Origin of the sequence: Bradyrhizobium erythrophlei, assembly GCF_042430365.1 — a bacterium.
In the GTDB taxonomy this organism is placed as follows: Bacteria; Pseudomonadota; Alphaproteobacteria; order Rhizobiales; family Xanthobacteraceae; genus Bradyrhizobium; species Bradyrhizobium erythrophlei.
This window is the reverse complement of the sequence record NZ_JBHMET010000239.1, coordinates 1-17,948: the sequence shown is the minus strand read 5'-3', so window position 1 is coordinate 17,948 and position 17,948 is coordinate 1. Positions and strand designations below refer to the sequence as shown.

Below are 17,948 nucleotides of genomic sequence, written 5' to 3'. Positions count from 1 at the left end.
GCGCTTCAGGCGGCTATCTGACCCGGCCGGATCGGTGCGGGTCAATTGCGCAAACTGAGTAGCGAGACCGTGGTAGGGGTCGATTAGATAGCCCGGATACCGGCGGCATGCCGCCAGGACGGCGTTCGTTCTCCAACTCTTGTGGGGTAGGGGCCGGCAATGACGATCCGCAAGAAATTCTTCCTGCTTGCCGGCATTCTGCTCGGATTGTTCGGCGCCGTCGTCGGCGTTCTCGCCTTTGTCCAGAAGCTCGATCGCGACCAGCTCGGCAATATCAGCGAATACGAGTTGCCATTGCAGCAACTTGTCGGCGACTTCGATGTCTATACCGACAGATACGAGCTGGAAATCCTGCGCGAGCTGCGGTCGGATCGAAGCGATCCGGCGGACCGGGCGGCGGCGACCGCCGCCGCAAAGGCGCTGGCCGACGAACTGCGTAACACGGTGGCGACGGGGCGCGCGATTCTAGAGAAGGCGATCCGGGATCCCGGCTACGAGACCGAGGACCGCGTCGATCTGGCGCGGATCACCGGTGTGCTGCAGTATCTGAGCCGCTCCCTCGAGGAGTTCATTGCGGTCGGCGAGGCGACGCTTGCGGCGCTCGCCGCTGGCCGTCGCGATGATGCGCAGCTCGCATCGCTCAGCTTCCGCAAGTTCGCGCAGGCGTTCGGCTCGGACCTCTCCGAGGTCCGTCACCAACTTTCCGACCTGACCAGCCGCTCGACGCGCGCTGTTCTCGCGCGACAGAAGTTGGACACCTATTTGAGTTTCGGCCTGTTCATCCTGGCCTGCGGCATCGGCCTCGGGGTCAGCGCGGTCGGGTCGACGCGCGTAGTGTCCAGCCTGCGCCAGCTCGTTGCCAGCACCAAGGCCATCGAAACTGGAGCAGATGTGGTGCCGGTCGCGATCCGCAGCCGCGACGAGGTCGGCGAGCTTGCGCTTGCATTCAACCGGATGCTCGAGGAACTGCGCGAGCGCGATCGCCTTAAGGATACGTTCGGCAAGTTCGTCGATCCCCGGCTGGTGAGCCGGCTGATTGCCAGCGGCGCCGATCAGGCCGAGCGGCGCAGCCTGACCGTCTTCTTCTCCGACATCAAGCAGTTCACCGGCATCAGCGAGCAGCTGACCGCGAGCGCGGTGGTCCACCTCCTGAACAACTATTTCGGCGCCGTCGCCGACGTCATTCATGGGCATCGCGGCATCATCGACAAATATATCGGCGATGCCGTCATGGCGTTCTGGGTCCCGCCGTTCTCGACCGGCGACGATCATGCAAGCGATGCGTGCCGCGCGGCCCTGGCGCAGCAGCAGGCGATTGCGGCGCTTCGGGCGCATTTGCCCGAGATCACCGGGATCAGACGCAATACGCCCGACATCGTGATCCGGATGGGCATTGCCACGGGAGAGGCCGTGGTCGGGACCATCGGCTCGGAGTCGGCGCGCTCGTACACGGTGATCGGCGATACCGTGAACCTGGCCTCGCGCCTCGAGAGCATCAACAAGGTCTACGGCACGCTGATCCTGATCACGGAGGAAACCTATCGCCCCGCGGAAGCGACGATCGAGGCGCGCGAGGTCGATCAGATCATCGTGTCGGGCAAGACGGAGCCGGTCCGGATCTATGAGTTGATGGCGCTCGCGGGCGAACTCGATAGCTCGCAAAGCGAGCTTCGAGCGACGTTCGCGGAGGCGCTCGCGTCCTATCGCAGGCAGGATTGGGACAATGCGCAGGCGCAGTTCGAAAGCTGCCAGCGCTGTGCGCCGAACGATGGGCCGACGCAATTGTTCCTTGGCCGGATCGCCCTGCTGCGTGCGACGCCGCCTGCGGCAGACTGGAACGGCGTCTGGCATCATCTCGAGAAATAGCGGGCGAGGTGGGCGTGTCACGCGAGCATCGATTGATCGTGCATTTGCAAGGTCACGTCGAGATGGCGGACTTCCTCGCTTCGGCGCACGCTCCGGCTGCCGAATATGGCATAGGCGGAATCTCGAACGTGCTGTTCGACTGGTCGGGCGTCGAGTCCTGGAATTTCCGACCGCCAACGGGGCTGGAGCTGCAGTCCTTGCTGACGGACACGGAATTCCTCGAGCGCGCCGCTATCCTGCATCCCCGAAAGTGCAACCGACAGGCGGCATGGTTTGCCGCGTTTCTCAGAACCAGGAATTGCCGCGTCGGCTTGTATTCCCGGCGCGACCTGGATCGGGCCCTGCTCTGGCTGGGAGAGGACACGGACAGGCCGGAGGGCGGAGGGGCCCCTTGAGGGCTCCGTTAGAGCCGTCTGCTTGCGCAATTTGAGTAGCCAGCCCGCCCCGCTGTTGGTTCCATAGGGCGAAATGGCATGTCACGCCTTGTTCGGAGGTGCCAGATGCATGGTAGCAGCAAGGGTGCAGGAGGCAGCTCCCGGCGAGCATTTCTCGCGCTGACCACGGCGACGGCCGCCGGTATTGGCGGGGTGACATTCGACATGGGTCTGCAGCGTGTTGCGGCGCAAGCCGAGCCGGCGGCCGATGCGGCCGATTCGCGCCGCAAGCGGGCCGGCGGCGGCAAGCCGAACATTCTCTTCATCTTCACCGACCAGGAGCGCTATCAGACCAACTGGCCGAAGGGCCTGTCTCTCCCTGCCCATGAGCGCCTGCAGAAGACGGGCGTGACGTTTCACAACCATTATTGCCCGGCGGTGATGTGCACATCCTCGCGCGCCGTTCTCCTGACCGGCCTGCAAACGCCCGACAACCGCATGTTCGAGAATTGCGATGTCCCGTGGGTCAGGAATCTGTCGACCAAGATTCCGACCATCGGGCACATGCTGCGCAAGGCGGGCTACTACGCTGCCTACAAGGGCAAATGGCACCTCAACCGCAAGTTCGACAGCGAAGAGCCGGATCGCCTGTTCACCAAGGAAATGGACGAGTATGGCTTCTCCGACTACTTCTCGCCCGGCGACATCATCGGCCATACGCTGGGCGGCTACCAGTTCGACCCCTTGATCGCAAGCAGCGCGATCACCTGGTTGCGGCGCAACGGACGTCCTCTCACCGACGACAACAAGCCCTGGGCCTTGTTCGTGAGCCTGGTCAACCCGCATGACGTGATGTACTTCAACACCGATCGTCCCGGGCAGAGCGTTCAGGACAGCGGCAATTTGATCAAGCATGCGGCACGGGCGCCTGAACACCAGCTGTTCAAGGCCTCCTGGGACGTCGCCCTTCCGAGCAATATTACCGAGCCGTTTGACGCGCCGGGCCGCCCGAAAGCTCACGGCGAGTTCTTGAAGGTGTGGGACTATGTGCTCGGGCACATCCCGCCCGAGGAGGAGCGCTGGCGGCGCTTCAACGACTACTACGTCAATTGCATCCGGTCGGTCGATTCGCAGGTCGATCGCATCCTGCAGGAGCTCGATGCGCTCGGGCTATCAGACAACACCGTGATCTGCTTCACCTCGGACCACGGCGAAATGGCGGGCGCGCACGGATTGCATGGCAAGGGTCCGTTCGCCTATGAGGAAACGGCACATCTGCCATTTTACACGGTCCATCCTGATGTGAAGGGTGGGCAGGATTGCCGGGCCTTGACGGGGCACATTGATGTGGTGCCGACGTTGCTGTCGATTGCAGGGGCCCCGCCGGAAAAATCGGGCGAAGTCGCCGGCCGCTCGCTGCCCGGGAAGGATATGACAAAGGTGCTGACTAATCCCGGCGCCGCCGATGTTCATGCCCTGCGCGAAGCAATCCTCTTCACCTACAGCGGATTAGGCGCCAACGATGCCACCCTGTGGCAGGTCGTCTCCGAAGCGCGTGCCGCGGGCAAGAATCCGGCCGTGGCCATTCTCAAGAAAGGCTATAAGCCTGACTTGAAGAAGCGCGGCAGCCTGCGCTCGACGTTCGACGGAAGTTACAAGTTCACGCGCTATTTCGCGCCGGGAGAGCGCAATCGTCCGGCCGACCTTGCCGATCTGTACAAGCACAACGATGTCGAGCTGTTCGATCTCAAGGACGATCCCGTCGAAATGAAGAACCTGGCGGCCGACAAGGCAGCCAACGGTGAACTGATCGCCTCGATGAGCGACAAGCTGGAACGCATGATCAAGGCGGAGATCGGTGTAGACGACGGGCGCGAAATGCCCAATCTTCCGCGCATCGAGTGGACCATCGATCGCGTCGATCTCTAGGTGGAGCGATCACAGCACGGGGGAAGCTGATGACAGGTGGCGGGACGGGACTGGCAGCGCAGTTCAGACGAACCGGATTGTCGCTGGTGACGGGAGCCTTTGTACTTGCGGGCGTGCCCGCCTGGGCCGATGAGGCCGGAGTCAGCTACTGGCTTCCCGGCACATTCGGATCGATGTCGGCCGTGCCGACAGCGCCGGGATGGTCGGCCGCGGTCGTCTATTATCACACCTCGGTCAGTGCGGGTCCCAACGTCGCCGCCGCACGCGAGGTCGAGATCGGCAGGTTCACCCCGACCGCCACGGCCAGCCTGTCGGCCAGTCTGAACGCCAACGGCGATCTTTTCTTCCTGGCGCCGACCTACACATTCGCGACCCCGGTGCTGGGCGGTCAGGCGTCGATCGGCTTCACGAGCGTTTTCGGCCACGCCAATGCTGGCCTGAACGGAACGCTGACGGCAACAGTCCCGCCGTTCACGCTGATCCGCTCCGACTCGATCAACGACTCCGTGACCGGCGTGGGAGATCTGTACCCGATGGCCACGCTGAAATGGAATCAGGGGGTGAACAATTGGATGGTCTATGTGAGTGGCGACGCGCCGGTCGGTGCTTACGACCGCACGCGCATCATCAATCTTGGCATCGGCCACGGCGCAATCGACGGCGGCGGCGGCTACACCTACTTCAATCCAAAGACCGGAACGGAATTTTCGGCGGTTGCCGGCTTCACCTACAATTTCAAGAATACTGCCACCGACTATCAGAACGGCATCGACTTTCACCTGGATTGGGCAGCCTCGCAGTTCGTATCAAAGCAGCTGTTCATCGGCGCGGTCGGATATGCCTACGAGCAGGTGACCGGCGACAGCGGATCGGGCGCCAAGCTCGGAGCATTCAGGTCGCGCGTCGAAGCCATCGGTCCCCAGATCGGCTATGTGTTTCCGGTCGGAACGATGCAGGGTGTTCTCAACGCAAAGGGTTATTGGGAATTCGACGCCGAGAATCGCGCCAAGGGTTGGAACACCTGGTTGACCTTTGCGATCTCCAACCCGCCACCGGCGCGGTAGTGAAGCCCTGGAAAGGAGGGCGCCATGACCAATCGGATTTCGACAGGGTTCTATAGCCCGGTCGAACGTGACGTGCGGCTCGATTTCTTTCGTGGCATCGGGCTTTGGATGATCTTTCTCGATCACATTCCGCACGACATCGTGGCCTGGCTGACATTGCGCAATTATGGATTTAGCGATGCCGCCGAGTTCTTTGTTTTCATATCCGGCTACCTCGTCGGCTTCATCTACGTGCCGATCATCCGCGACGGCCTCTTCCTTGCAGCGCTCAAGCGCCTGTGGAAACGGGCAGCCGAGATGTACGTCGCGCACATTTTGCTGTTCCTGATATTCACCGCGCAGATCGCCCGTACCGCGCGGCGGTTTGACAATCCGATGTATGAGAACGAGTTCAACGTCTTCAACTTTCTTCAGCATCCCGACATCCTGATCGGACAGGCCCTCACGCTACGATACAAGCCGGTCAATCTCGACGTGCTGCCGCTCTATATCGTTCTGGTGGCCGCGGCGCCGTTCATGGTGTGGTGTCTCGTGCGACGTCCCAACCTCACTCTGCTGGCCTCCGTGGTGCTTTATATTCTGTCGCGCTGGTTCGATTGGAACATCGCATCCTATCCACCGGGCACGACCTGGTATTTCAATCCGTTCTGCTGGCAGCTGCTCTTTGTCTTTGCCGCATGGTGCGGCTCAGGGCAGATCGCGCAGATCGAGCGGCTGGTATGGTCGAGGCTCGGGATGGCGATCGCCGTTGCGTGGCTGGCGTTCGCATTCGTGATCGTCATGAGCTGGCATGTCAGCTTCATCGAATCGCTGATCCCGAAATGGATGATCAAGCTGATCTATCCCATCGACAAGACCGACCTCGACATGCTGCGCCTCACTCACTTCTTTGCGCTGGCGACGATCGTCTCGTATTACGTTACCCACAACTGGAAGCCGCTGACGTCAAGATGGCTCCACCCGGCGATTCTCTGCGGCCGGCACTCGCTGCCGATCTTCTGCCTCAGCGTCTTTCTCTCGTTCGCCGCGCATTGGATCCTGATCCAATACACCAGGGGGGTTTGGGAGCAGCTTGCGGTCAGTTTCGCCGGCATCGCCATCATGGTCGGCGTCGGCTGGCTATTGGATCGTTCCGCCGAAGTGCCTGATCTGTTCGTCCAGGTGGTGGAGCCGGAAGAAGTCGAGCCCGCATTGGAAGCCAAGGCCTAAGGAGCGGCGGCCGTCCTCACCTGGGCAGCCGACGTCCTTCGGCGCTGCATAACCTGTTTCGGGAGAGCTGCATGTCCAGATATTTGTCGATGATCGGCGGCATTCTCGTTTGTTTGACCGTGACCACGGCGGCGCAGACGCCTTCGCCGGAGGCCGTGAGCGCCGCCCGCGGCCTGGTGACCACGATGAAGCTTTCGGATCAATACAGGGCGCTGTTGCCCGCCATCGTGCTTGGTCTCCGGCCGATCGTGGCGCAGGACAGGCCGGAAATCGAACGCGACTATGACGCCATGAGCGCCGTGATCGCGGACGTCTATGTGCCGTTCTATAACGAGATGCTCGAAGGCGCAGCCACCGTCTACGCCAGCAATTTCACGGCCGAGGAGCTGCGCCAAATGGACAGCTTCTACCGTCTTCCGGTCGGGCAGAAGCTGCTGGAAAGATCGTCGGCGCTTGCGCAGCAGACCAATCAGATCGGCCAGGACGTCAGCCGCAAGGCGACCGACGAGCTGCGCCGACGCCTGACGGAAGCGTTACGACAGCGGGGCCACAAGCTCTAGAGCATGATCCGGAAAGGCGTGTAGCGGTTTTCCCTCGCGACAAACGCGAAGCGTTTGCGCGAAGATCATGCTCAAACAAAGACCTAAAGCGCGATGACGATTCATCCAAATCTCATCGCGCTTAGGCCATTCACGGTTCGCTCGCATGAGGCGCTGGCGAAAATTCAGTGACGGTTCGACCCAGCGATGGGATCTGGGCGTACTGGCATTGATCCTCGCGATCCTGCTGACCGGCATCCTGGCCAAGCTCAATCAAGCCTGGTGGGCGATCCTGATCGTCCTGGTGCTATGCGCGCTGCTGGCGGGGTTGCGTCGCGGCTCCCGATAGTCAGCGTGCGAGCGTGGCTGATCTGCGGAGCGGCAGGCCGAGCAGAACCCCGCCACACGCAGCGCCGCCGTCACGCCGGCACGATCACCTTGCCGATCGGCCACAGCGCGATGCCGGCGAGCTTGAGATGGGCCCAGGCGAAGGGGATGCCGATGATGGTCACCGCGAGCAGGATCGCGGTGATGACGTGGCCGATCGCAAGCCACCAGCCGGCCAGGATGAACCAGATCAGGTTGCCGATCACCCCGAGCGGCCCGGTGCCGATATCCGAATAGCCGGTGACTTCGTCGCGGCGCACTGCGCGTGAGCCGAACGGCAGCAGTGTGTAGACCGCGATGTTGAAGGCCGCGCGCGCCCAGGGCAGGCCGATGATGGTGATAGCCATGATCACGGCGGCGACCAGCCAGCCGAACGCCATCCATGCGCCGCCGATGAGAATCCAGAGGATGTTCAGGAGGATGGAGACAGGCTGCATGCGATGTCACCTTCGCGTCGCGGGAGACCGGCCTTTATATAGGCCCGCGCCCGCAATAGCGGTAGGTCGGCTCACGGCATTCCGGTGCGAGACCCCGACCGGCGTCGCGTGACAAAAGCGCCTCGGAACAAGCAGCTACGCGTGCGCGCGCGCCTTTTTGTCACGGGCCCCGAGCAGCAGCCGCAATTCGGCGGCGGGTTTCGGCGCGCTGAACAGATAGCCCTGCATCTCGGTGCAGCCGAGCTCGCGCAACAGGTCGCGCTGTTGCTCGGTCTCGACGCCCTCGGCGGTCGTGGTCATGTTGCGCGACGATGCGATGTTCACCACCGACTGCACGATGGTCGCCGAGCCGTCGACGGCGATATCGCTGACGAAGGAGCGGTCGATCTTGATCTTGTCGAACGGGAAGCGCTTCAGATAGCTCAGCGAGGAATAGCCGGTGCCGAAATCGTCGAGCGCGATCCGGACGCCGATGGCGCGGAGTTGATGCAGGATCGACAGCGCCACCTCGTCGTCGCCGATCAGCACGGCCTCGGTGATCTCGAGCTCGAGCCGGCTCGGCTTCAGCCCCGAGGCGGCAAGCGCGCTCGTGACCTTCAGCGCCAGCGTCATGTTCTTGAACTGGACTGGCGAGACGTTGACCGCGAGCCTGACATGATCAGGCCAGTTCGCCGCTTCCATGCAGGCGGTCCGCAGCACCCACTCGCCGAGCTCGCCGATCAGGCCGGTGTCCTCGGCCACCGGAATGAACTCGGCCGGCGACACCATGCCGCGCGCGGCATGGCGCCAGCGCAACAGCGCCTCGCAAGCCGTCACCTCGTTGGAATGCAGGCCGAGCAGCGGCTGATAGTGGATTTCGAAACCGCCGTCGATCATCGCCTGGCGCAGGTCCTGCTCCATCATCAGCCGCGAGCGGGCCGTGGCGCCCATCGCCGTCTCGAAGAAGCGGTAGGTGCGGCGGCCTTCGGCCTTGGCGCTGTACATCGCGATGTCGGCATTGCGGATCAACTGGTCGAGTTCGGTGCCGTCCTGCGGCGCCAGCGCGACGCCGATGCTGGCGTCGGTCGACAGATGGTAGCCGAGGCAATCGCAGGGCTGGCGGATCGCGCGATGGACGCTGGCGACGAAGGCCTCGACGTCGGCAACGCCGCCGATCGCGGTCTGGATCACCGCGAACTCGTCGCCGCCGAGCCGCGCGATCAGGTCGTTTTCGCCGAGGCAGGCCTTGATGCGCCCGGCGACTGTCTTGAGCAGCTCGTCGCCGACGTGATGGCCGAGCGAGTCGTTGATGCCCTTGAACTCGTCGATATCGATATAGAGCAGCGCGAATTGCTCGCCCGCCTGCGCCTTCTCCAGCTCGCGCTCGATCTGCTCCCGGAACAGCACGCGGTTCGGCAGGTCGGTGAGCGCGTCGTAATGGGCGAGATGCGCGATCTTCTCGTTGGCGCGGCGCTGCTCGGTGACGTCGTCGATGACGTTGATGATGTAGTGCGGCGTGCCGGCCTTGTCGCGGATGCCGATGCGCTTCGAGATGATGTAGCGGTGGCCGTCGGCCCGCCGCTTCTTCCAGGCCTGCTCGTCCACGAACAGCTCGTCGGGCGACTGCAGCAGACGGTCATCGTCGCGGGTGACGATTTCGGCATCCGACGTCGGGAGAATGTCGAAGGCGGTCTTGCCGACGATCGTCTTGCCCGCCTCCCCGAACACGTCCTCGGCAATTCGGTTGACCAGGAGATATTGCCGCGTGCGAGCGTCCTTCACCGTGATCTGCGACGGGATATGGTCGATGATCTCGCGCAGGAAGGTGTAGTTGCGGTCGCGCTCCTGCTCCAGGTTGCGCCGTTCGGTGATGTCCTCGATGGTGGCGACCCAGCCGCCATGGGCGAGCGGCTGGTTGACGATCGAGAGGCAGCGCCCGTCGAGCGAGGAGGTGAACACTTCCAGCGTCTTTCCGTTCGCGACATGGGTCCGCACCATCGCGCAGAACTGATCGACGTCGTCGTCGAACGATCCGTTCGCCTTGCGCTGGCGCATGATGTCCTCGAACCGGCAACCGGGCTTGATGGTGTCGGCCGACAGCCCGAGCATGTCGAGATAGCGCTGGTTGCAGACCACCATCCGCGCGGAGCCGTCGTACAGCACGAGCCCCTGGATCATGTTGTTGAGCGCGGTGTCGAGCCGCTGCCGCTCCGCTTCCAGTCGTTTCTGCGCCTTGTGGTTCTGCCGGGCGATCTGCCTGATGATGACGAACAGCACCAGCGCGACGATCGCGGCCGCCAGCGTTGCGGCGGCGAGCAGGAAGCGGGTCTGCGCCCGCCAGTCGGCGAGCGCGGCCTCCACCGTGTTGGTGGCGACGATGACGGCGGGAAAATAGCTGAGCTTTGCCGCCGAGCCGAGCCGCGCCGTGTCGTCGATCGGGCTCGTGATGCGCAGCGTGTGCTGGCCGCCTTCGCGCCTCACGAGGTCGAGCAGCGGCGCGTTGCCGAACTGCTGGCCGATCATCTCGTCGACATGCGGATAGCGCGCGAGCAGGGTGCCGTCGGTGTGGAACATGGCGATCGCCGCGCTGGTGCCGGGCGCGACGGAGGCAAAGAACTTCTCGTAGTTCAAGGGATCGATGTGCCGGGTCATCACGCCGAGGAAAGTGCTGTCCGGTGCATTCAGGCGATGGGCGATGATGGTGCTGAGGCCGCCGGCGAGCAGGCTCGACAGGGTTTCGATGCGCACCGGCGCCGCGTCCGGGTCGGACTTGAAGGTCTTGAAGTACTCGCGCTGCGAGATGTCGAGCTTGGCCGGCGGCGGCAGATCGCCCGACCAGGTGATGACCTTGCCGTCGGAATCGTACAGCGTGATCTTGCCGAGGAACGAGACGCCCCTGGCCTTCAGCGTCTGGTAGGTGTCCGGCGTCGCCATCCTGGCCTTGAACGCCTCCGGCGTCGCGATCTCGGAGATCTGCAGCTTGCTGAGCATGTTCGAGGCGATCGTGTCGGAATCCTCGAATTGCTGGTCGAAATGGCGGGTCAGCAGCAGCACCGTGTTCGCCAGCTCGCGCTCGCTGTTGGCGAGCGCGCGCTCGCGGAATTCGCCGGCCATCATGCTTGTGCCGACGAAGATCGCGACCACGAGCAGCGCGCCGCATGCGGTTAGCCACAGCGCCGGCCCGCGGATCGTCGCCGCGATCCGCCGCCAGCTCGCACCACGTCCAGACGGGACATTGGTCAGTCCCTGCATCGTTCCATGCATGCCTTCTTCCCCGAAGGAATGCATACGCTGCAGAAATCCCACAAGCCGTTAGGAAATCCGGTTACTCAACGCTTAATCGGAATGCCGTGGCTCGCGCGTGTCGATCGCAGCGGCGGTATCCCGTTGCATCCGCGCAGTCGCCGACTAACTCGCGCGGCCAACAAAGGCGACGAACATCCGCATCGAAAAGGGAGAGCAAAATTCTCGGTTCGGTGGCTTCATCCTTCGAGGCGCCGTTATCTTTACCGCCGATAGCCGCTGGCGCGCGAATAGACGACGCGGGATTCCTGTGAGGGGCGGGCGGCCATGCTGGCGCGCGCCTCGCTCGCGAGCGGCGTGGCGGGTTTCAGATCCTCGAGGAAGATCGGCTTGGCGAAATAGTAGCCCTGCGCGTAGCGGATCTTGGTTGCGGCCTGCAGGTAGGCGAGCTCCTCGTAGGATTCGATACCCTCGGCGATCACGGTCATGCCGAGCGCCTCGCTTAAGGATTCGATCGCGCGCAGGATGCCCTGGCTGCGCGGCCGCTTGTGGATGTCGACGATGAAGGAGCGGTCGATCTTGATCTCGTCGGCGGTGATGTCGGCGAGCGCCGACAGCGACGAATAGCCGATGCCGAAATCGTCGATCGAGATGCCGACGCCGATCTTGCGCAGCACCGGTAGGATCTGGTCCTGGAAATGCGTTTTGGTGACGAAGGCGTCCTCGGTCACCTCGATCATGAAGCGTTTGGGGAAGCCGGTTTCCCCGAGCGCCCGCGCGAACGAGCGCATGAACTCGAGATTGCCGGCCTGCTTGGCCGCGACGTTGATGCTGATGGTTGCCGTTGGGCCGAACGTGTCGTTGATCAGGTCGATCGACTTGACGATCTCCGCCAGCACCAGATGCGTCAGTTCGTCGATCAGCCCGAGCTCGACGGCGAGGTCGATGAAGGTGCCGGGGGCCTGGATCACGCCCTCGTCGTCGCGCAGCCGCACCAGCGCCTCGATGCCCTTGACCTCCAGCGTGCGGATGTCGACCTTGGCCTGAAACGCGCAGCAGAAGCGCTTTTCCAGGATCGCGAGCCGCAGCGACTGCTCGATCTTCATGCGCGCCAACGCCTCGCGCTCCATGCTGGCGTCGAAGAACGCGGCCGAGCCCTTGCCGAGGTTCTTGACGCGGTACATCGCGATATCGGCATTTTGCCGCAGCGCCTCGTAGCTCGCTCCGTGGTCGGGGTGGAGGCTGACGCCGATCGAGGTGGAGGCGAAGATCTCGGATTGGTCGATGAAGAACGGCGCCTTCAGCCGCTCCTGCATGACGTTGATGAAATCGGCGACCTCGCGCTCGCTGCGGATCGGGCTGAGCAGCAGCAGGAATTCGTCGCCGGAGATGCGGGACAGGATGTCGGTCTCGCGCAAGGCGAGCCCGAGCCGCTTCGACAGCTCGACCAGCAGCGCATCGCCGATCGCGTGGCCGTAATAGTCGTTGATGTGCTTGAAGTTGTCGACGTCGAGGAAGGCGAGTGCGAACTGGTTTTGCGTGCCGTCGCGGCCGATCAGGCTGTTGACGCGATGTTCGATCACGCGGCGCGTCGGCAGGCTGGTCAGTTCGTCGTAATAGGCGGAGCGGAACAGCTGGTCCTCGAATGCCTTCTGCTCGCTGATGTCGGTCGAGGCCGAGATCACGAGGCTGCGGCCTGCGATCTGCACCGGTCGGTGCGAGGTGAGGAACACGTGCTTCGATGCGCCGCTGGTGAAGGCTTCCTCGAGCACCACCGGGCGACCGCTGCGTAGCAATTCGAGACACGTCTCGTGGCGGTCGTCGGCCTGCGACGGCTGGCCGGCATTGGCGGCGAGCTGCAGCTGCGCCGCGGCGGCGTCGTTAACCAGAAGCAATTCGCCGTGCTCGTCCTGGACGGTCACGCCGGAGGGCAGCAGGCGGAGCAGGTCGCGCAAAACGCGCAATTCGTCGCTGAAATTGCTTGGATTATCGGGCATTCGCACGCTGGTCTGAAAATCGTGTTTGGTGAAACTATGCATGGATAGAGCTTCGCAAAGTCCGTTGTAGTTTTGGTTAAGCGAGCCTGTGAACAGCCGTGACAAAACTAGCCGCAGCCTGGTTTCGCAAGGCGCCGCGGCAATCGTCATTAACAGAGTATCAATGCGCGGCAGCGCCGCTTGCGAAAGCCATTGCGGCTCGCGCGTTTTGGTCTTCGGAGGTGAAGCGGGATGCAGGCTCGATGGCGCGATGATCTTTGGTTGAATCGGCCGGTCCGCAGGCTCGCTTCGCCTCTCTCGCTTGCGGGGGAGGGAGCGCACCGTCTGCGCGGTCGCCGATTCGAGCTAGTCTCGGAGGGCCTAGCCCGCGGGAAGCCGGCACTGCATCGTGCAGTGGACGCCAGTCTTCAGGTAGCTGATCTCGGTCTTGCCATCGAACGGCCGCAGCGCCGACCGCAGGAGCTTGGTGCCGAAGCCGGCGTCGCCGATGGTTTCGACCGCCGGCCCCTCGGTTTCGTCCCAGGTCACGTTGAGGCGGCCGTCATCCACGGTCCACGATACCTGCAGCAGACCGCGCGGCGAGGAGAACGCGCCGTATTTGCCGGCATTGGTGGCGAGCTCGTGGAAGATCAGGCCGAGCGAGACGGCGAGCTTGGCCGGCAGGAAGAGCTGCTCGCCATTGAGGCTGAACCGGACATGGCCGTAAGGCCCGAGCTCGGAGCGCAGCAAATCCCTGATATCGCAGCCATAGCCGTCGACCCGCGCGATCAGATCGTCGGTTGCCGACAGCGCGCGGATGCGGTGGTCGATCCGGTCCCAGACGTCGGGGCGGTCCTGCAGCGCCTGGTGCAGCACGGCATGGATGGTCGAGGATTTGTTCTTGAGCCGGTGCTGCAATTCGTCGACCACCAGCCTGCGGTACTGCTCCTCCTCGATCAGGCGTTTCGAGACCTCGCGCTGCTGCGCGACGATGGTGCGGTAGTGCTCGACACCCCAGATCGCGATGCCGCAGACCACCCAGAAGATGATCAAGAGGGCAAAGCGGGCCGGATCGACGGTTGCATCGGAGAAGCTGATGGCGACGCCGAGCGCGCCGCTCGCGAGCGCAGTGGCGATCCCGATCCGGTAGCCGCCAAACGCGGTGGCGAAGAACACTGCCGGGAAATACGGCGTAAAGAACACATCCGGCCTGAGCTGGGCGAGCCCGAAGCGCGCCGCTGTGGCCAAAGCGAGACAGACCAGCGCGAAGCAGGTCGCAAGCTGCACTGAAGGCTGGGAAACTCCCTGCCAACCCTGCCTGAATTCGTCGATCAGCTTCCTCATCCGCTGTTACTTCACGTGATCAGCCGACCCAAAATATGGCCGCTGCGACCGAAAGTCCGCAGTTGTGTCCTTCTTGCCACATGCGGACCCCAACGCAAGCCCTCGGTTCTCGCGCCTATGCTTGCGTTGTCAGGACGGGGCGGGGAATATTCCCGGCCATGCTTGGGAGTTGGGGCGAACGGCATGGAACGGCTGGACGCCGCATGGCAAGCGGGAGAGGTGAAGCGAAGGCCTACACCGGCTTCACCACCACCCTCAGCCCGTCGCGTGGCTTCGGGATCGGCCACATCTGCCACTCTGGCCGGTAGCCCGGCGGCAGCGACACGTCGAGGTTCTGCACGAAGTGGCGGGCAAAGCATTTCGCCTGCATGTAGGCGAAATGCAGGCCGAGGCACATATGCGCGCCGCCGCCGAACGGCACCCAGGCGAAGCGATGGCGGCCGCGCTGTGCCTCATCGGTGAAGCGCATCGGGTCGAATGTGTCCGGGGCGGGCCAGATCTCCGGCATGTGGTGGGTGAACAACGGATTGACGCCGACCATGGTGCCGGCGGGAATCTTGTAACTTCTGAAGGAGAAGTCGCGCACCGCGCGGCGCGGCATCGACGGCACCGGCGGCTTCAGCCGCAGCGCCTCCTTGAACGCCATCTCCGACAGCGGCATGGCGTTGAGGTGATCGAGGCTGGTCGGCTGACCGGGTGCAATCCCGAGCGCTGCGACCTCATCGCGCAGCTTCTGTTGCCATTCGGGATGCGCGGCAAGCTCGCCGACGAACGAGGTCAGCGACGAGGTCAGCGTGTCGTGCGCGGCCATCATCAGAAAGCTCATGTGATCGATGATGTCCTGCTCGGAGAGCAGCGCGCCGTCCTCATGGGTGGCGTGGCAGAGCTGCGAGAACAAATCGTCGCCGCCGCCGCGGGCGCGCCGGATCGGAATCTGCTCGGCGAAATAGGCGATGATGCGCTTGCGGCCCTTCACCCCGCGCGCCATCTGCGTGCCCGGCAAGGGCTTCCGGATCGGCGCTACGGCGGCCGCCACCATGTCGACGAAGGCGCGGTTGATCTCGTCGACCTCGGGCCCGATGTTGGCGCCGAGGAACGACGTCGCGGCGAGATCGAGCGTGAGCTGCTTCATCGCCGGATAGATCAGCATCTCGCCGGGCTTTGCCTTCCACTGCGCCACGCGCTCGGCGATGCCCTTGTCGAGCTCGGTGAAGTAGGACTTCATCGGCTCGCTCTTGAAGGCGACCGAGAGCGCACGACGGTGCAGGCGATGCTCCTCGAAATCGCGCAGCATCAAGCCGCGTGGAAACAGTAGGCCGAGGATGCGGCCCCAGCCAAGCTCGGAGGAGAACTGCTTGGCCTGGTCGAACATCACGAGCTCGTTGGCCTCGGGCCCGAGCATCACGATGCTGGTCTCGCCGAACAGATGGCTGCGATAGCACAGGCCGTATCTCGCTGAGTTGACCTCGACATGCCCCTTGGGATCGGCGAGCACCTCCAGCGTCTTGCCGATGATCGGCCAGCCCTCGTCGCCCGGGATGTGGGTGAGCGAATTGCGCTTAGGCGGCGTGAACGCGTAGGCGGTGGACGCCACACTCTGCATCGACATGGCCAGTCTCCGATTTGGGATGCTGTCGCTTAGCCGAGGGGAGTAAATATCCCTTCGCCGCCGTGGTGCAAAGCTCGCGCCACGACGCCGCAGCCTGTGCTAGATTAGCCCCAAAACACGGCGTGCGGAGGGAGAAAACGGTCATGTCGGCGACATTCCGCAGATTTGTGATTGCGCTCACGCTGGGCTGTATTGCCATCGGTTCGGCCGCAGCGCAGGCGCAGACCCGGCCGAAGGTCACGACGCTCGGCCCGGATTACCCGAAGAGCGCTATCTTTATCGGCAACAGCTTCTTCTATTCCAACAACAGCATGCACAGCCATGTGTTGGCGATGCTGCGCACCGCCGATCCCGCGCGCAGGCAGGACTACCGCGGTACGTCGGTGACGATCGGCGGCTCCGGCCTCGACTGGCACGATGTCGAGAGCTATTTCCGCCCCGATGCGATCGGCAAGTACTCCTTCGACGACAACAACAATGTCGTCTTCAACAAGCTCGACAAGCTGTTCGACGTCGCCATCATGATGGATTGCAGCCAGTGCCCGATCCATCCGAAGCTGAAGTCTGCGTTCACCGAGTATGCCAAGAAGGACGCCGACATCGTGCGCAAGCACGGGGCGCGGCCGATCTTCTTCATGTCCTGGGCCTATGCCGACAAGCCGGAGATGACGGCGCAGCTCGCGGAGGCCTACACCATCGCCGGCAATGACAATGACGCGCTGGTGATCCCGGCCGGCCTTGCCTTTGCCCGCGCCCGTGAGAGGCAGCCCGAACTCGTGCTGCACGCCATCGATCGCCGCCACCCCTCGGTCGCCGGCACCTATCTCGCCTCCTGCGTGGTGTTCGCGTCGCTGTCGGGCAAATCGCCGGTCGGCAATTCCTATCGCGCCGGCCTTGATGAACCGACCGCGACATTCCTGCAGCAGGTCGCCTGGGAGACGGTGCAGGATTATTACGGCAAGTAGGCCGGACGATTCTCCTCCCCGTGATTCCGGGTTCGTGCTTCGGGAGCCCGGAATGACGAGAGAGCCGTAGGATGGGTGGAGCGAAGCGAAACCCATCGCATTGTCGGCGGTATTGATGGGTTTCGCTGCGCTCTACCCATCCTACGGCTTCGCGGCCCATGCCACTGATTTGCCCGACGGCGCAAGGGCTCTCGCGAAAAATATTTCGGTTTTTCAGTAGTGAAAATCGGTGTATTGATTGGTCCGTCTCACCCGCCTGAGGGGCGCTTCGCGATCGTCACGAGTGTTGGGTCGAGATGCGGTGGACGCTGAACGCGCAACTGACGAGTGCGTGCGATAGCGGACGGTGAAGTCGTGTGGTCCTGACGCCCCAGTGGTTGGTGTCTCCTCGCAAGACGCGAAACGTCCTGCGAAGACGGTGGCAAACAAGCCAGGTCTCGCCGGGGAGAGCACGAAGGAAATTTCACCTGTGGTCCTACCCCCGTGCTTTTTGTTGCACGGGACCCATGGGTGCGATCGGCACCCGGCTTTCCCTGCGCCCTCTGTTTGAAAGAGAGGGTGAAACGACAGGCAAACCTCGGACGATTCACGTCGCGAGAACGCGGACGCACACCCTCCTTCCGTCATGCCCCGCGCATGCGGGGCATCCAGTACGCCGCGGCCTCTCGGCTCAAGCGCTGATGTCTCTGGAATACTGGATCACCCGCATGCGCGGGTGATGGCACTGCGAATAGGCTGTTTGACGATTGAATCGGAGTCTCCCCACGCGTCATTGCGAGCGGAGCGAAGCAATCCATGTCTCCACCTGCGGAGGCATAGATTGCTTCGTCGCTAACGCTCCTCGCAATGACGGTGGAAAAGTGTCACGCGCTCCACTCCATCCCCGTCATGCTGAGGAGGCCGCAAAGCGGCCGTCTCGAAGCACGACGGCCCGGCTGGTGGCCGTGCAGCCTTCGAGGCTCGCGATGCGAGCGCCTCAGATCCTATGGGGTGGCGGGTGGTCAAGAGAGGTTAGGATTGGATTGCC

13 protein-coding genes are annotated in these 17,948 nt (G+C 63.3%); 8 read left to right on the top strand and 5 right to left on the bottom strand.

Features of this window, described 5'->3' with window-relative positions:
• The first annotated feature begins 159 nt into the window (after positions 1-159).
• The 7 genes from ACFFWD_RS36480 to ACFFWD_RS36450 all read left to right on the top strand — a co-directional run bounded on the left by ACFFWD_RS36480 (position 160) and on the right by ACFFWD_RS36450 (position 7,330).
• On the top strand, positions 160-1,866 hold the full coding sequence (locus tag ACFFWD_RS36480) for an adenylate/guanylate cyclase domain-containing protein (RefSeq protein ID WP_376973940.1): 1,707 nt from the start codon (positions 160-162) through the stop codon (positions 1,864-1,866).
• Positions 1,867-1,898: 32 nt separating this feature from the next.
• Positions 1,899-2,261 (top strand): hypothetical protein, encoded by a 363-nt coding sequence (locus ACFFWD_RS36475; protein WP_376973938.1) that lies wholly within the window; start codon positions 1,899-1,901, stop codon positions 2,259-2,261.
• A gap of 105 nt (positions 2,262-2,366) precedes the next feature.
• On the top strand, positions 2,367-4,169 hold the full coding sequence (locus tag ACFFWD_RS36470; protein ID WP_376973936.1) for a sulfatase family protein: 1,803 nt from the start codon (positions 2,367-2,369) through the stop codon (positions 4,167-4,169).
• Between the two features lie 29 nt (positions 4,170-4,198).
• Positions 4,199-5,233, top strand: coding sequence for a SphA family protein (locus tag ACFFWD_RS36465; RefSeq protein WP_376973934.1), 1,035 nt, complete (start codon positions 4,199-4,201; stop codon positions 5,231-5,233).
• A 24-nt stretch (positions 5,234-5,257) separates the two neighbouring features.
• The gene (locus ACFFWD_RS36460) at positions 5,258-6,442 is read left to right on the top strand and encodes an OpgC domain-containing protein (protein WP_376973932.1); all 1,185 of its coding nucleotides are present in this window, start codon (positions 5,258-5,260) and stop codon (positions 6,440-6,442) included.
• A 71-nt stretch (positions 6,443-6,513) separates the two neighbouring features.
• Positions 6,514-7,002 (top strand): DUF2059 domain-containing protein, encoded by a 489-nt coding sequence (locus ACFFWD_RS36455; protein WP_376973930.1) that lies wholly within the window; start codon positions 6,514-6,516, stop codon positions 7,000-7,002.
• A gap of 145 nt (positions 7,003-7,147) precedes the next feature.
• Positions 7,148-7,330 carry a hypothetical protein gene (locus ACFFWD_RS36450; RefSeq protein WP_376973928.1) on the top strand — a complete coding sequence of 61 codons (183 nt, stop codon included), beginning with the start codon at positions 7,148-7,150 and terminating at the stop codon, positions 7,328-7,330.
• A gap of 70 nt (positions 7,331-7,400) precedes the next feature.
• Here ACFFWD_RS36450 and ACFFWD_RS36445 read toward each other — a convergent pair whose 3' ends face one another.
• The 5 genes from ACFFWD_RS36445 to ACFFWD_RS36425 all read right to left on the bottom strand — a co-directional run bounded on the left by ACFFWD_RS36445 (position 7,401) and on the right by ACFFWD_RS36425 (position 15,956).
• Positions 7,401-7,805, bottom strand: coding sequence for a YccF domain-containing protein (locus tag ACFFWD_RS36445; protein ID WP_376973926.1), 405 nt, complete (start codon positions 7,803-7,805; stop codon positions 7,401-7,403).
• A gap of 135 nt (positions 7,806-7,940) precedes the next feature.
• A complete protein-coding gene (locus tag ACFFWD_RS36440) occupies positions 7,941-11,048 on the bottom strand; it encodes an EAL domain-containing protein (RefSeq protein ID WP_376973924.1) in 3,108 nt (1,035 codons plus the stop codon).
• A 242-nt stretch (positions 11,049-11,290) separates the two neighbouring features.
• Positions 11,291-13,066 carry a putative bifunctional diguanylate cyclase/phosphodiesterase gene (locus tag ACFFWD_RS36435; RefSeq protein ID WP_376973922.1) on the bottom strand — a complete coding sequence of 592 codons (1,776 nt, stop codon included), beginning with the start codon at positions 13,064-13,066 and terminating at the stop codon, positions 11,291-11,293.
• 318 nt (positions 13,067-13,384) lie between these two features.
• Positions 13,385-14,347, bottom strand: coding sequence for a sensor histidine kinase (locus ACFFWD_RS36430; protein WP_376973920.1), 963 nt, complete (start codon positions 14,345-14,347; stop codon positions 13,385-13,387).
• A gap of 232 nt (positions 14,348-14,579) precedes the next feature.
• Entirely contained in the window at positions 14,580-15,956 is a 1,377-nt protein-coding gene (locus tag ACFFWD_RS36425; protein WP_376973918.1) for a cytochrome P450, read from the bottom strand.
• 143 nt (positions 15,957-16,099) lie between these two features.
• Between ACFFWD_RS36425 and ACFFWD_RS36420 the strand changes: the two genes are divergently transcribed.
• Entirely contained in the window at positions 16,100-16,921 is an 822-nt protein-coding gene (locus ACFFWD_RS36420; RefSeq protein WP_376973916.1) for a DUF4886 domain-containing protein, read from the top strand.
• The last annotated feature ends 1,027 nt before the right edge of the window (positions 16,922-17,948 follow it).

Coding starts and splice junctions, on each gene's coding strand:
- ACFFWD_RS36480 (WP_376973940.1), top strand. CDS start 160: ATGACGATCCGCAAGAAATTCTTCCTGCTTGCCGGCATTCTGCTCGGA.
- ACFFWD_RS36470 (WP_376973936.1), top strand. CDS start 2,367: ATGCATGGTAGCAGCAAGGGTGCAGGAGGCAGCTCCCGGCGAGCATTT.
- ACFFWD_RS36465 (WP_376973934.1), top strand. CDS start 4,199: ATGACAGGTGGCGGGACGGGACTGGCAGCGCAGTTCAGACGAACCGGA.
- ACFFWD_RS36460 (WP_376973932.1), top strand. CDS start 5,258: ATGACCAATCGGATTTCGACAGGGTTCTATAGCCCGGTCGAACGTGAC.
- ACFFWD_RS36455 (WP_376973930.1), top strand. CDS start 6,514: ATGTCCAGATATTTGTCGATGATCGGCGGCATTCTCGTTTGTTTGACC.
- ACFFWD_RS36450 (WP_376973928.1), top strand. CDS start 7,148: ATGAGGCGCTGGCGAAAATTCAGTGACGGTTCGACCCAGCGATGGGAT.
- ACFFWD_RS36445 (WP_376973926.1), bottom strand. CDS start 7,805: ATGCAGCCTGTCTCCATCCTCCTGAACATCCTCTGGATTCTCATCGGC.
- ACFFWD_RS36440 (WP_376973924.1), bottom strand. CDS start 11,048: ATGCATGGAACGATGCAGGGACTGACCAATGTCCCGTCTGGACGTGGT.
- ACFFWD_RS36435 (WP_376973922.1), bottom strand. CDS start 13,066: ATGCATAGTTTCACCAAACACGATTTTCAGACCAGCGTGCGAATGCCC.
- ACFFWD_RS36430 (WP_376973920.1), bottom strand. CDS start 14,347: ATGAGGAAGCTGATCGACGAATTCAGGCAGGGTTGGCAGGGAGTTTCC.
- ACFFWD_RS36425 (WP_376973918.1), bottom strand. CDS start 15,956: ATGTCGATGCAGAGTGTGGCGTCCACCGCCTACGCGTTCACGCCGCCT.
- ACFFWD_RS36420 (WP_376973916.1), top strand. CDS start 16,100: ATGTCGGCGACATTCCGCAGATTTGTGATTGCGCTCACGCTGGGCTGT.